At 42.8% G+C, this 14,192-nt stretch carries 9 protein-coding genes, 5 tRNA genes and 3 rRNA genes; 3 read left to right on the top strand and 14 right to left on the bottom strand.

Features of this window, described 5'->3' with window-relative positions:
• Positions 1-14: 14 nt before the first annotated feature.
• The 9 genes from MKY09_RS15080 to MKY09_RS15120 form a co-directional block, all read right to left on the bottom strand.
• Positions 15-89 (bottom strand) — tRNA-Glu (locus tag MKY09_RS15080).
• A 23-nt stretch (positions 90-112) separates the two neighbouring features.
• Positions 113-204, bottom strand: a tRNA-Ser gene (locus tag MKY09_RS15085).
• A gap of 6 nt (positions 205-210) precedes the next feature.
• Positions 211-285, bottom strand: a tRNA-Asn gene (locus MKY09_RS15090).
• Between the two features lie 9 nt (positions 286-294).
• Positions 295-410: ribosomal RNA gene (gene rrf, locus MKY09_RS15095) — 5S ribosomal RNA — on the bottom strand.
• 121 nt (positions 411-531) lie between these two features.
• Positions 532-3,460 (bottom strand): 23S ribosomal RNA (locus tag MKY09_RS15100).
• 116 nt (positions 3,461-3,576) lie between these two features.
• Positions 3,577-3,652 (bottom strand) — tRNA-Ala (locus tag MKY09_RS15105).
• Between the two features lie 15 nt (positions 3,653-3,667).
• A tRNA-Ile gene (locus tag MKY09_RS15110) sits at positions 3,668-3,744 on the bottom strand.
• Between the two features lie 109 nt (positions 3,745-3,853).
• Positions 3,854-5,407 (bottom strand): 16S ribosomal RNA (locus MKY09_RS15115).
• Together the 16S, 23S and 5S rRNA genes with 5 tRNA genes alongside form the textbook arrangement of a ribosomal RNA operon.
• Before the next feature lie 467 nt (positions 5,408-5,874).
• Positions 5,875-6,741 carry a nucleotidyltransferase-like protein gene (locus MKY09_RS15120; RefSeq protein WP_169360746.1) on the bottom strand — a complete coding sequence of 289 codons (867 nt, stop codon included), beginning with the start codon at positions 6,739-6,741 and terminating at the stop codon, positions 5,875-5,877.
• Positions 6,742-6,870: 129 nt separating this feature from the next.
• Here MKY09_RS15120 and MKY09_RS15125 point away from each other — a divergent pair, with 129 nt between their 5' ends.
• The gene (locus MKY09_RS15125; protein ID WP_169360747.1) at positions 6,871-7,215 is read left to right on the top strand and encodes a YgzB family protein; all 345 of its coding nucleotides are present in this window, start codon (positions 6,871-6,873) and stop codon (positions 7,213-7,215) included.
• A gap of 271 nt (positions 7,216-7,486) precedes the next feature.
• Here MKY09_RS15125 and perR read toward each other — a convergent pair whose 3' ends face one another.
• From perR to bcp, 3 genes are all read right to left on the bottom strand, one after another.
• Positions 7,487-7,930, bottom strand: a complete 444-nt coding sequence (perR, locus tag MKY09_RS15130) for a peroxide-responsive transcriptional repressor PerR (RefSeq protein ID WP_169360749.1) — start codon at positions 7,928-7,930, stop codon at positions 7,487-7,489.
• A 112-nt stretch (positions 7,931-8,042) separates the two neighbouring features.
• A complete protein-coding gene (locus tag MKY09_RS15135; protein WP_342567035.1) occupies positions 8,043-8,987 on the bottom strand; it encodes a D-2-hydroxyacid dehydrogenase in 945 nt (314 codons plus the stop codon).
• A gap of 3 nt (positions 8,988-8,990) precedes the next feature.
• Entirely contained in the window at positions 8,991-9,473 is a 483-nt protein-coding gene (gene bcp, locus MKY09_RS15140) for a thioredoxin-dependent thiol peroxidase (RefSeq protein ID WP_251556936.1), read from the bottom strand.
• A 180-nt stretch (positions 9,474-9,653) separates the two neighbouring features.
• On the opposite strand from bcp, the gene MKY09_RS15145 reads away from it, so the two are divergent.
• The gene (locus MKY09_RS15145; protein WP_342567036.1) at positions 9,654-10,955 is read left to right on the top strand and encodes a glutamate-1-semialdehyde 2,1-aminomutase; all 1,302 of its coding nucleotides are present in this window, start codon (positions 9,654-9,656) and stop codon (positions 10,953-10,955) included.
• A 24-nt stretch (positions 10,956-10,979) separates the two neighbouring features.
• A complete protein-coding gene (locus tag MKY09_RS15150) occupies positions 10,980-12,059 on the top strand; it encodes an aromatic acid exporter family protein (protein WP_342567037.1) in 1,080 nt (359 codons plus the stop codon).
• Positions 12,060-12,248: 189 nt separating this feature from the next.
• Here MKY09_RS15150 and MKY09_RS15155 read toward each other — a convergent pair whose 3' ends face one another.
• Positions 12,249-13,142 carry an ABC transporter permease gene (locus MKY09_RS15155; RefSeq protein WP_342568257.1) on the bottom strand — a complete coding sequence of 298 codons (894 nt, stop codon included), beginning with the start codon at positions 13,140-13,142 and terminating at the stop codon, positions 12,249-12,251.
• Between the two features lie 23 nt (positions 13,143-13,165).
• Positions 13,166-14,170 carry an ABC transporter permease gene (locus MKY09_RS15160; protein ID WP_342567038.1) on the bottom strand — a complete coding sequence of 335 codons (1,005 nt, stop codon included), beginning with the start codon at positions 14,168-14,170 and terminating at the stop codon, positions 13,166-13,168.
• Between the last annotated feature and the right edge of the window lie 22 nt (positions 14,171-14,192).

Consider the following 14,192-nt stretch of genomic DNA (forward strand, 5'->3'; position numbering starts at 1 on the left):
GGTTTAAAAATAAATGGTGACCCCTACGGGATTCGAACCCGTGTTACCGCCGTGAAAGGGCGGTGTCTTAACCGCTTGACCAAGGGGCCATTATGTATAAGAGAAATCTATCTGGCGGAGAGCAAGGGATTTGAACCCTTGAGACAGTGTTACCCGCCTACACGATTTCCAATCGTGCTCCTTCGGCCACTCGGACAGCTCTCCTAGAAATGGCTCCGAAGGTAGGACTCGAACCTACGACCAATCGGTTAACAGCCGATTGCTCTACCACTGAGCTACTTCGGAATAATATCCGCCTAGCGACGTCCTACTCTTGCAGGGGGAGACCCCCAACTACCATCGGCGCTGAAGAGCTTAACTTCCGTGTTCGGTATGGGAACGGGTGTGACCTCTTCGCCATCATCACTAGACCTGAATAATTACTGAAAGACATTTTCTATTATATCAACTATGTAGATTATTACAAGGGTTTTTTTAATAAAAAATTATTCTTTCAAAACTGAATAAACTGACATCTCAGAAACAAACAATTTGGTTAAGTCCTCGATCGATTAGTATTCGTCAGCTGCACGTGTCGCCACGCTTCCACCCCGAACCTATCTACCTCATCGTCTTTGAGGGATCTTACTTACTTGCGTAATGGGAAATCTCATCTTGAGGGGGGCTTCGTGCTTAGATGCTTTCAGCACTTATCCCGTCCACACATAGCTACCCAGCGATGCCCTTGGCAGAACAACTGGTACACCAGCGGTGTGTCCATCCCGGTCCTCTCGTACTAAGGACAGCTCCTCTCAAATTTCCTACGCCCACGACGGATAGGGACCGAACTGTCTCACGACGTTCTGAACCCAGCTCGCGTACCGCTTTAATGGGCGAACAGCCCAACCCTTGGGACCGACTACAGCCCCAGGATGCGATGAGCCGACATCGAGGTGCCAAACCTCCCCGTCGATGTGGACTCTTGGGGGAGATAAGCCTGTTATCCCCGGGGTAGCTTTTATCCGTTGAGCGATGGCCCTTCCATGCGGAACCACCGGATCACTAAGCCCGTCTTTCGACCCTGCTCGACTTGTAGGTCTCGCAGTCAAGCTCCCTTCTGCCTTTACACTCTTCGAATGATTTCCAACCATTCTGAGGGAACCTTTGGGCGCCTCCGTTACACTTTAGGAGGCGACCGCCCCAGTCAAACTGCCCGCCTGACACTGTCTCCTACCCGGGTTACGGGTATGGGTTAGAATTTCAATACAACCAGGGTAGTATCCCACCGACGCCTCCTCCGAAGCTGGCGCTCCGGGCTCTAAGGCTCCTACCTATCCTGTACAAGTTGCACCAAAATTCAATATCAAGCTACAGTAAAGCTCCACGGGGTCTTTCCGTCCTGTCGCGGGTAACCTGCATCTTCACAGGTACTATAATTTCACCGAGTCTCTCGTTGAGACAGTGCCCAGATCGTTACGCCTTTCGTGCGGGTCGGAACTTACCCGACAAGGAATTTCGCTACCTTAGGACCGTTATAGTTACGGCCGCCGTTTACTGGGGCTTCAATTCGCACCTTCGCTTGCGCTAAGCACTCCTCTTAACCTTCCAGCACCGGGCAGGCGTCAGCCCCTATACTTCACCTTACGGTTTTGCAGAGACCTGTGTTTTTGCTAAACAGTCGCCTGGGCCTATTCACTGCGGCTCTTCTAGGCTATTCACCCAAAAGAGCACCCCTTCTCCCGAAGTTACGGGGTCATTTTGCCGAGTTCCTTAACGAGAGTTCTCTCGCTCACCTTAGGATTCTCTCCTCGACTACCTGTGTCGGTTTGCGGTACGGGCACCTCCCACCTCGTTAGAGGCTTTTCTTGGCAGTGTGAAATCAGGAACTCCGGACATACGTCCTTGCCATCACAGCTCAATGTTACAGAGTGCGGATTTGCCTACACTCACACCTCACTGCTTGGACGTGCATAACCAACAGCACGCTTACCCTATCCTACTGCGTCCCCCCATCACTCAAACGGTGGGGTGGTGGTACAGGAATATCAACCTGTTGTCCATCGTCTACGCCTATCGGCCTCGACTTAGGTCCCGACTAACCCTGAGCGGACGAGCCTTCCTCAGGAAACCTTAGTCATACGGTGGATGGGATTCTCACCCATCTTTCGCTACTCATACCGGCATTCTCACTTCTAAGCGCTCCACCAGTCCTTCCGGTCTGACTTCAACGCCCTTAGAACGCTCTCCTACCACTGATACCAAAGGTATCAATCCACAGCTTCGGTGATTTGTTTAGCCCCGATACATTTTCGGCGCAGCGTCACTCGACCAGTGAGCTATTACGCACTCTTTAAATGATGGCTGCTTCTAAGCCAACATCCTGGTTGTCTAAGCAACGCCACATCCTTTTCCACTTAACAAATACTTTGGGACCTTAGCTGGTGGTCTGGGCTGTTTCCCTCTTGACTACGGATCTTATCACTCGCAGTCTGACTCCCAAACATAAATCATTGGCATTCGGAGTTTGTCTGAATTCGGTAACCCGGGATGGGCCCCTAGTCCAAACAGTGCTCTACCTCCAAGATTCTAACGTTTGAGGCTAGCCCTAAAGCTATTTCGGAGAGAACCAGCTATCTCCAGGTTCGATTGGAATTTCTCCGCTACCCACACCTCATCCCCGCACTTTTCAACGTGCGTGGGTTCGGACCTCCAGTAAGTGTTACCTCACCTTCATCCTGGACATGGGTAGATCACCTGGTTTCGGGTCTACGACCACATACTCATTCGCCCTATTCAGACTCGCTTTCGCTGCGGCTCCGTCTTCTCAACTTAACCTCGCATGTAATCGTAACTCGCCGGTTCATTCTACAAAAGGCACGCCATCACCCGTTAACGGGCTTTGACTATTTGTAGGCACACGGTTTCAGGGTCTATTTCACTCCCCTTCCGGGGTGCTTTTCACCTTTCCCTCACGGTACTGGTTCACTATCGGTCACTAGGTAGTATTTAGCCTTGGGAGATGGTCCTCCCGGATTCCGACGGAATTTCACGTGTTCCGCCGTACTCAGGATACACTCTGGAGGGAATGAACTTTTGACTACGGGGCTTTTACCCTATCCTGCGGACCTTTCCAGATCGCTTCGTCTAGCTCATTCTTTTGTAACTCCGTATAGAGTGTCCTACAACCCCAAGAGGCAAGCCTCTTGGTTTGGGCTCTTCCCGTTTCGCTCGCCGCTACTCAGGGAATCGAATTTTCTTTCTCTTCCTCCAGGTACTTAGATGTTTCAGTTCCCTGGGTGTGTCTCAGATGCGCTATGTATTCACGCAAATGTACTGCCCCATTACGGGCAGTGGGTTTCCCCATTCGGAAATCTTCGGATCGAAGCTCACTTACAGCTCCCCGAAGCATATCGGTGTTAGTGCCGTCCTTCATCGACTCCTAGTGCCAAGGCATCCACCGTGCGCCCTTATTAACTTAACCTAAAAGTTAAAAGTACTACACTTGCAATCACGTAAGTGATCACAATTTGAATATCTTGCGTTTGTTTCTTTTTCGATGTCATTTTATCCAGTTTTCAAAGAACAATTACATTTTAATGGTGGAGCCTAGCGGGATCGAACCGCTGACCTCCTGCGTGCAAGGCAGGCGCTCTCCCAGCTGAGCTAAGGCCCCGAAATTAAAAAGGTATGGTGGGCCTAAATGGACTCGAACCATCGACCTCACGCTTATCAGGCGTGCGCTCTAACCAGCTGAGCTATAGGCCCTCTTTGAATTTCCATATCTATTAAAAGTATTAATATACATGAACATTCAAAACTGAACTGCAAAACGTTAAGATACAGATAAAAATCTGTATTCCGAATATATCCTTAGAAAGGAGGTGATCCAGCCGCACCTTCCGATACGGCTACCTTGTTACGACTTCACCCCAATCATCTGTCCCACCTTCGGCGGCTGGCTCCCAAAAGGGTTACCCCACCGACTTCGGGTGTTACAAACTCTCGTGGTGTGACGGGCGGTGTGTACAAGGCCCGGGAACGTATTCACCGTGGCATGCTGATCCACGATTACTAGCGATTCCGGCTTCATGTAGGCGAGTTGCAGCCTACAATCCGAACTGAGAACGGTTTTATGGGATTTGCTCACCCTCGCGGGGTTGCGACCCTCTGTACCGTCCATTGTAGCACGTGTGTAGCCCAGGTCATAAGGGGCATGATGATTTGACGTCATCCCCACCTTCCTCCGGTTTATCACCGGCAGTCACCTTAGAGTGCCCAACTGAATGCTGGCAACTAAGATCAAGGGTTGCGCTCGTTGCGGGACTTAACCCAACATCTCACGACACGAGCTGACGACAACCATGCACCACCTGTCACCGCTGTCCCCGAAGGGAAAAGCCTATCTCTAGGCCGGTCAGCGGGATGTCAAGACCTGGTAAGGTTCTTCGCGTTGCTTCGAATTAAACCACATGCTCCACCGCTTGTGCGGGCCCCCGTCAATTCCTTTGAGTTTCAGTCTTGCGACCGTACTCCCCAGGCGGAGTGCTTAATGCGTTAGCTGCAGCACTAAGGGGCGGAAACCCCCTAACACTTAGCACTCATCGTTTACGGCGTGGACTACCAGGGTATCTAATCCTGTTTGCTCCCCACGCTTTCGCGCCTCAGCGTCAGTTACAGACCAGAAAGCCGCCTTCGCCACTGGTGTTCCTCCAAATCTCTACGCATTTCACCGCTACACTTGGAATTCCGCTTTCCTCTTCTGTACTCAAGTCCCCCAGTTTCCAATGACCCTCCACGGTTGAGCCGTGGGCTTTCACATCAGACTTAAAGGACCGCCTGCGCGCGCTTTACGCCCAATAATTCCGGACAACGCTTGCCACCTACGTATTACCGCGGCTGCTGGCACGTAGTTAGCCGTGGCTTTCTAATGAGGTACCGTCAAGGTACGAGCAGTTACTCTCGTACTTGTTCTTCCCTCACAACAGAGTTTTACGATCCGAAAACCTTCTTCACTCACGCGGCGTTGCTCCATCAGACTTTCGTCCATTGTGGAAGATTCCCTACTGCTGCCTCCCGTAGGAGTCTGGGCCGTGTCTCAGTCCCAGTGTGGCCGATCACCCTCTCAGGTCGGCTACGCATCGTCGCCTTGGTGAGCCGTTACCTCACCAACTAGCTAATGCGCCGCGGGCCCATCCTGTAGTGACAGCCGAAACCGTCTTTTAACATTTCCTCATGTGAGGTAATGGATTATTCGGTATTAGCCCCGGTTTCCCGGAGTTATCCCAATCTACAGGGCAGGTTGCCCACGTGTTACTCACCCGTCCGCCGCTAAATCAGAAGAAGCAAGCTTCTTCATCATCCGCTCGACTTGCATGTATTAGGCACGCCGCCAGCGTTCGTCCTGAGCCAGGATCAAACTCTCCATAATAGTCGGCTTCCGATACACGTCGCATTGCGTCGTCAACTTCAGTCGTTCAATCGGTCACGTACGTTAGTACGCTCCCTCACTCACTCCTTCGTTTCCTAGCACTGCTCGTGTCTCGAAACCCTCTAAATAGAACTAGTTTAAAAGCTCATTTTGTTTTGCTGGCATCATCATTAAATGATGTCAAAAATTGTTTTGCGTCAATCAAGCCGAAACTTGTTGATGCTGTATGTCTTAACGTTTTGCATGTTCAGTTTTCAATGTTCATTTTTGCGTTGTCGTTTTTTGCGACTTCTCTAATTTATCACCATTCAACCGGCTAGTCAAGAAGTTTTTTAAAAAACATTTTTTATTAAGTTTCTGCTGTTTTTTAATTCGTTTTTGACGACGCTTATTATAATACCGCACAATTAATACATATGTCAACAAAAAACGAGTATTTTTTTAAAACGTTTTTTGTTGACTCATTTTCACCCTTTAACTTTGTAGTATCTATGCTCGATATGGCTACTTTTCGTCGGTTGTTTTTCGACTATAATTAACCCTTTGTCCACTAAGAATTCTATAAATACTTCTAGGTCTACAGAATAGTTTTTCAATTCCTCTTGTTCATGAATCTCTTGAATGGTCCAATACTCTTTAGTAGAAAGTACTTCTACTATATGACGTGCCCCATCCTTTGTTCTAGAATGAATTAGAAAATCGCTAGCTAAAAATAATAGTTCTAATCTCTTCTCTAATGTTTCTCGACTTGATACTAGCTCATCGTACAATTTATATATAGAAGGATCTAATTGCTTTACTTGCTTCCACACCATAACCTCTGGGTGCATTCCCTTTTCAATAATAGCTAATCTCGCTAAATGATGAAGTGAGTTTACAATATGAGTATAAGCATCTAGATAATTTAGTTGCTCAAAGAACACCTTTGCTTGCATATAACTTCTACTTAACTTAGCAAATTCAATTCCCATCCTTACGTTCCGACCATTTATCGGAAACTCTTGTAGTTCCCTTTTTAGGTTTTCTACATATTCATTTCTATCAAAAACAACTCGGCCGTTGATCATCCAATCTACTAGCTTAGGGTTGGCTCCAACTATAAACCATTTTCGTATTTGTTTTTCTGTAATTATATGCAGGGCAGCTTTTTTGTCGCTATACGTATAATGCTTTGTAAAAACAGGATTAGAGGAATCTTTTGTTATTATAAATAGTATAGAGTCAAAGGTATCCGTAATTGGACTGACCTCTTCTATTTTTTCTATCAATATGATGCCTAAAGTATTTGAATCACTTGCTCTTTCTTGATAAATAGGTCTTAACAATGCTTCCAATGTGAAAGCCTCCTTTTTAAACTTATGTATTATTCTTCGACAATTATTTGATATTTCCTCTTTAAACTTTTAGGACATTCCTTTATATAAAAATATGTTATAGTGTATATACAATTAGGAGGTAAAAATATGAAACCCTATAAAAACAAAATAAATCGAATCCGTTCCTTTGCGCTTGGCTTAATTTTCTTTGGCTTTATCATTATGTACGGCGCTATATTTTTCAGAGAAAACCCAATCCTAGTAACTATTTTCATGACACTTGGGTTACTTTCTATTATAGGAAGTACAGTTGTTTATGGCTGGATAGGTTTACTATCTACTAGAGCCGTTCAAGTAGTCTGCCCCAATTGCGGAAAACATACGAAAGTTTTAGGTAGAGTAGATATGTGTATGTATTGTAAAGAACCACTTACATTAGATCCTACTCTTGAAGGCGAAGAATTTGATGTTAGCTACAATAGAAAGAAATAAATTTCTGCACTTTGCTTTTAGGCAAAGTGCTTTTTTATATTAACATAGTATACTAGTCAAGAAACTAAAAGGGAAAATATAAGAAAAACTTTTCTACCCCACCTCTTTGTAAACCTTAAGAAATGAGTTCTCTTCTTTCAAACAAATGAGACAATTGCATATGTAAGGCTTGCTTACAAATTTATCACGAATTTCTTATGTATTGAGTGCGGTCATAAACGCCCGCCCTATTTAACCATAAGAAAAACCGAGCGAATAAACGCTCGGTTTTTTATTGGACTTTAGTTGCTTGTTCTTTACAAGTAGGACACGTACCGTAGATCTCCATTCGGTGAGAGCTAACATCATATCCGGTCAAGTGAGAGGCAAGATGCTCTACTTCATCTAATCCTGGATAATGGAAGTCAACTATTTTACCACAAGAGTTACAAATCATATGGTAGTGATCATTTGTGATAAAATCAAAACGGCTTGAATTATCACCATATGTTAATTCCTTTACTAGGCCAGCTTCTCTAAACACACGTAAGTTGTTATAGACTGTGGCAACGCTCATGCTAGGAAATTTACTTTCAAGCGCTTTATATATATCGTCCGCTGTGGGATGGGACATAGATTGAATAATAAATTCCAGAATCGCATGGCGTTGAGGCGTTATACGTACACCGGTTGATTTCAATGTATCTAAAGCGTCTCTTAAATGTACTTCCGTCATCGCTATGCACCTCTCTTTATAATCATTATTAAATGATAAGTTTATAATTATTATAAAGAGGAACTGTACTTAATGTCAAATTTTTCGGCTATTAACATAGTATTATACCTTTTTAGTATCCTCGTGTAGCATCTATTACATTCTCCATATCATTCTCTTGTTTTAGAAACGCCACTAAATTTCTAGAGAAAATTTCAAGCGCTCTCACTACGTATTGTGAGGAATGACTAGAAATGTGTGGGGAAACAATCACGTTTGGCATACGCCAAAAAGGATGGTCACTTCCTAACGGTTCCTGCTCGAACACATCTAACACTGCGTAAGCAATGCATTTGTTTTCTAGTGCCTTTAATAGGTCCAGTTCTTTCACTAGATCTCCACGTCCATAATTCATAAAGATAGCACTCTCTTTCATAGACTGAAAATGCTTATATGTCAGCAGCCCTCTTGTTTCCTCCGTACTTGGCAGAATAGATACTACTATATCTGCTTGAGGTAGCACTTCTTTTAAAGACCCAAAAGATATCATCTCGTCCATGTAGGAAGCAGTATTTCCACTTCGATTACAACCGATTGTCCTAACCCCAAAGGCCTGCAATAATCTTCCCACTTCTCCACCTATTGCTCCTGGCCCTAATATTAAGGCAGTCGAGCCTAAAAGCTCCGAAGAAGGAACTCTTTTTGACCAATTTGCATTGCGTTGATTTTCTGCGACTACTGGCAACGACTTCTTTATAGAAAGAATATGAGCTAAAACCGATTCGGCCATCGGAGTCTTATGAATTCCTCTAACATTTGTTAGCAATATGTCGCGAGCTGCTATTTCTTGTAAAGGCATTTTTTCTAATCCAGCTGAGGCGACCATAATCCACTTCAGCTCTTTTGCACAGTTTATATGGAAGGCTTTAAGGTCTTCTCCATATGTGACAACAACATCGGCAGTTTCTAACTCTTTTTCATTTAATCCTTTTTGAAAGATAAAATCTATTTGTGGAAACTGATTGGTTAACCTTAACTGTTGCTCTTCCTTTGGTAAAAAAGAAAAAAGTACTTTCATCAATCATTCACCATCTTTGATTAAGGATTTTAATGTATGTAACACTTCTTCTACATGATCTTTTACTTTAACTTTTCTCCATTCCTTCACAACAGTTCCGGTTGGATCTATTAAAAAGGTTGTTCGTTCGATACCCATATATTCTTTTCCGAAGTTTTTCTTCAATTTCCAAACACCGTAAGCCTCAGAAATTTCATGAGTATCATCTATTAATAATGAAAACGGAAGTCCATGCTTCTCTATAAACTTAGTGTGCGCCTTCTCATCATCTGCACTTACTCCCAGAATAACTGCATTTAAATCCGAAAAATCAGCATTTGCGTCTCTGAATTCACAAGCCTCTGTCGTACACCCAGGTGTAGAGTCTTTAGGGTAAAAGTACAGAACAACATACTGTTTTCCAGCAAAGTCATCCAGCGATATAATTTCACCCTTTTCATTTTTTAATGAAAACTTGGGGGCAACCATTCCTTCTAATTTTTCCATCAATATCCCTCCTCGATTAATTAGTTATATCGTAACTAACTTTATAAGTATGTTCAATTTCTTTAGCCTTTTTCCTCTTTTTTGTCTAAAATATAAAAATACCCAACTATTACTAGAAGTTTTAGGATAGACAAGTTATAATTTTCATCTTACATACATTTATAATGGAGGTAAAAACATTTGAAACATACACAATCTGAACAAATTCAGTTACAAGCATTAGAACATATAGTTGGTGGGGTAAATAGTCCTTCACGTTCCTATAAAGCCGTTGGTGGCGGAGCACCCGTTGTCATGGAAAGAGCGGAAGGTGCATACTTCTATGATGTGGACGGCAATAAATATATCGATTACCTAGCAGCTTATGGCCCTATCATTACCGGGCATGCCCACCCGCACATAACTGAAGCTATTACAAAAGCAGCACAAACGGGTCTATTATATGGTACCCCTACAAAGCATGAAGTGGTTTTTGCTAAAATGCTGAAAGATGCAATCCCTTCAATGGATAAGGTTCGCTTCGTGAATTCAGGGACGGAAGCAGTGATGACTACTATACGTGTGGCTCGTGCATATACCGGAAGAACAAAGGTAATGAAATTTGCTGGCTGTTATCACGGGCACTCTGATTTAGTGTTAGTAGCTGCAGGTTCAGGTCCTGCTACTCTTGGAACTCCAGATTCTGCAGGGGTGCCACAATCTATCGCAAAAGAGGTTATCACGATTCCGTTCAATGATCCTCAAGCCTACAAGGATGCGATGGAAAAATGGGGAGAAGAACTAGCCTGTATATTAGTTGAACCGATCGTAGGAAACTTTGGAATGGTGGAGCCTAATGAAGGGTTTTTATCTTTAGTTCATGAAATCGCTAAAGATAAAGGAGCTCTTGTGATTTATGATGAGGTAATTACTGCGTTCCGATTCCACTATGGAGCGGCATCTACTTTGCTTGGTCACACACCAGACTTAACCGCATTAGGAAAAATTATTGGTGGAGGTCTTCCCATCGGTGCATATGGCGGCAAAAAAGAAGTTATGGAGCAGGTGGCACCACTTGGACCTGCCTATCAGGCTGGAACGATGGCAGGTAATCCGGCGTCCATGCAAGTAGGCATCGCTTGTTTAGAAGTACTTCAAGCTCCTGGTCTATACGAAGAACTAGATAGACTAGGTGCACTGTTAGAGGCAGGAATTTTGGATGCTGCTAAGGAAAATAATATTACGATTACAATCAATCGCATAAAAGGTGCACTTTCTGTTTATTTTACCGATGTTAAAGTAGAAAACTACGAGCAAGCAGAGGCTAGTGATGGTGAAATGTTCGCTAAATTCTTTAAGCTTATGCTTGAACAAGGCATTAACTTGGCTCCTTCTAAGTATGAAGCTTGGTTTATTACTACCGCTCATACAGAACATGATATAGTAGAGACAATTAAAGCGGTCAATAATGCTTTTGCCCAATTAAATAATTCAATGAAATAACCGTTAACGAAGGGATAGGATGGAATGAAATTAGGAGCACGTATATTTAAGACTGGAGTGGCTATAGTATTTGCCTTATTTATAGCTGAATTACTTCAGCTTCCTAATCCTGTCTTTGCAGGAATAGCCGCTATTTTTGCACTTCAACCATCTATCTATAGATCTTACTTAACTGTAATTGAACAAATACAGTCTAATCTAATTGGAGCAGCCATCGCCGTCTTGTTTGCATTAGTATTTGGTAACCATATTATTGCCGTTGGATTCGCAGCAATTGTGGCTATTTCTATCATGCTAAAGTTTAAATTAGAAAAAACGGTTTCCTTAGCATTAGTAACTGTAATAGCTATTATGGAGATACAAAGCGACGAATTTTTAACCTTTGCGTTAATTCGTTTTTGCACGATTCTTGTTGGTGTGATTTCTGCCTTTGTTGTAAACCTTGTATTTATCCCACCAAAGTTTGAGACAAAGCTTTTTAACTCCATCCATTATACACAGGATGAAATAATAAGATGGATTCGGATTGCCTCTAGAAATGCTGGTGACCATCAATCTACCAAACAAGCTATTACGCAGCTGAAGGATAGATTAGAACGTATTGACCAAATATACTCCTTTTTCAAAGAGGAAAGAGTTTATACCAAAAAGGCTACCCATTCAAAGGGCAGAAAAGCCGTCGTTTACCGCGAGCTTATCGAAATCTCCCATAATAGCCTAGAAGTATTGAATAGATTACACCTTCATGAAAATGAACTAAATGATCTTCCTGAGCATTTTAGAATGATGATCACGGAAAGACTTGACCTGCTTTTAACTTATCATGAACAGCTCCACCTCAAGTTTATCGGCAAGCTGAAAACAGACCATACAGAGTTGCATGGTCCCGATGCATTTATCCAGAGGCAAGAGGTTATGAATATTTTTGTTCAGCAGATTGCGATAACACAAATAGATGAGGAATTTTCTACCTATCACCTGCTTCATCTAGTATCTTCTATATTAAAGTATGAGGAACAGCTGGAGCATGTCGATAGACTAATTACCTCGTATCAGAACTTTCATAGCAATGAATTAACCGTTCAAATTGAAGAAACATACTAAATTTATCGATTAATACTCACAGAAAAAGTGAAACCCTGAACTTTTACATAATGTAAATGCTCAGGGTTTCATTCAGTAATAGGCTCTATGCAGATTTCTTTTTCTTTAGGTATACTCGCCATGTTCGTCAAAAAAAAGTGAAATCGCCTAAACGATTTCACTTTTTATTTTTGGAGCTTTGTTTCTATCTTAGTTTTTCATCCTTGGATCCAGTGCATCTCGAAGCCCATCACCCATCAGGTTAAAGCCTAAAACTGTCAGCATGATTGCAAGCCCAGGGAAAATCATTGTCCATGGAGCAGTTCTTAGGTGATTTCGAGCATCCGCCAGCATTTTACCCCATTCTGGAGTTGGAGCCTGTGCCCCTAGGCCAAGAAAACCTAGTGCTGCTGCTTCTATAATTGCAGAAGCTATAGCCAGAGTTCCCGCCACGATTACAGGTGCCATAGAGTTAGGTAAGATGTGCGAAAAAAGGATACGAACATCCTTCATACCAATTGCCTTGGCGGAGGTTATGTATTCCTCTTCTTTTATACTTAACACTTTCGACCTTATCAAACGCCCAAAGTTAGGGATGTTAATAATTGCTATTGCAATTAAAGCATTTTGCAGAGATGGACCTAGCACAGACACGACTGCAATTGCTAATAGAATACTTGGAAAAGCAAGAAGAATATCAAATAGGCGAGATATAATCATATCAACCCATTTTCCATAATAGCCTGCTATAATTCCCAATACACTCCCTACAATGACAGAACCAATTACAGAGAAAAAGCCTACCCATAAAGAAATTCTTGCCCCATGGACAATTCGTGAAAAAATATCTCTACCAAAATCATCTGTGCCAAACCAATATTGGCTAGACGGGGGTAGGAGTCGCTTATCTGAAATGGATTGTTCATCAATGCCCTGCGGGACCAGAAAAGGCCCTATTAACGCTACTACTATAAAGAACAATACGATAAAAGTGCCAATAAGCGCCACTTTGTTTTTACGGAAACCTCTCCACGCTTCTTTCCAAGGACCAGCTGATATGTCCTTTTCGGTAGCCAATAAATTATCCGGTGCTTTTGGAACCATTTGGGTCATCATCATCTCTCCTTTTAGTCATACTTGATGCGTGGATCAATTAATCCGTATAGAATATCAACCAATAAATTAATCATAACGAATATAAAAGCAACTACTAATATTCCAGATTGTATAACGGGATAGTCACGATACTGAATAGCATCATAAATGTATCGACCAATTCCTGGCCATCCAAAGATAGTTTCAGTTAAAATAGCGCCTCCTAAAAGTAATCCCATTTGAAGCCCCACTACTGTTAAAACTGGGATGATAGCATTCTTCAATGAATGCTTGTATACTACCCAAAACATTTTTTGTCCTTTAGCTCTTGCTGTTCGCACGTAATCTGCTCTCATAACTTCAAGCATACTAGATCTTGTCATACGAGCAATAATGGCCATTGGAATTGTTGCCAAAGCAATGCTAGGTAATATTAAATGTTTAAGCACGTCACCAAGCTGGTCAAAACGACCATTCATAATCGTATCAATCACATATAAATTTGTAACCGCTGTAACTGGATCTCTTGCATCGTCTCTTCCACCTGGTGGAAGCCACTGTAATTCTACAGAAAAAATCCATTGCTCCATCAGCCCTAACCAAAAGATTGGCATGGACACCCCTATCAAAGCTATTACCATCGCTAAATAATCAAACCATGAGTTTTGAAACCATGCAGATATAATTCCTGCATTCACTCCTATTACAACAGCTATTAGGATAGCGAAGAAAGCTAGCTCAAACGTAGCAGCAAGGTACGGCCATATTTCCGTAGCCACTGGTTTGACAGTTCGCATCGACTCCCCAAGATCTCCTTGTAATAGTCCAAATAAGTAATCAAAATATTGCACGTACCAAGGATTATCTAAGCCTAGGCTTGCTCTTAGTGACTCAATTGCCTCCTTAGAAGCTAATTGTCCTAAAATAACCTGTGCTGGATCACCAGGAATTGCACGTATAATCATAAAAACTAAAAAAGTCATACCAAGCAATACCGGTATAAGCTGTAGTAGCCTCTTTCCAATATAGTGAAGCATGTTTCTTCACCCTCTTTATTCT

Origin of the sequence: Psychrobacillus sp. FSL K6-4046 (assembly GCF_038624605.1) — a bacterium.
In the GTDB taxonomy this organism is placed as follows: domain Bacteria; phylum Bacillota; class Bacilli; order Bacillales_A; family Planococcaceae; genus Psychrobacillus.

Excerpts from the sequence above, each read along its gene's own strand:
- MKY09_RS15125 (WP_169360747.1), top strand. The coding sequence starts at position 6,871 with ATGAAACCCTATAAAAACAAAATAAATCGAATCCGTTCCTTTGCGCTT.
- MKY09_RS15155 (WP_342568257.1), bottom strand. The coding sequence starts at position 13,142 with ATGGTTCCAAAAGCACCGGATAATTTATTGGCTACCGAAAAGGACATA.
- MKY09_RS15160 (WP_342567038.1), bottom strand. The coding sequence starts at position 14,170 with ATGCTTCACTATATTGGAAAGAGGCTACTACAGCTTATACCGGTATTG.
- MKY09_RS15135 (WP_342567035.1), bottom strand. The coding sequence starts at position 8,987 with ATGAAAGTACTTTTTTCTTTTTTACCAAAGGAAGAGCAACAGTTAAGG.
- perR (WP_169360749.1), bottom strand. The coding sequence starts at position 7,930 with ATGACGGAAGTACATTTAAGAGACGCTTTAGATACATTGAAATCAACC.
- bcp (WP_251556936.1), bottom strand. The coding sequence starts at position 9,473 with ATGGAAAAATTAGAAGGAATGGTTGCCCCCAAGTTTTCATTAAAAAAT.
- MKY09_RS15150 (WP_342567037.1), top strand. The coding sequence starts at position 10,980 with ATGAAATTAGGAGCACGTATATTTAAGACTGGAGTGGCTATAGTATTT.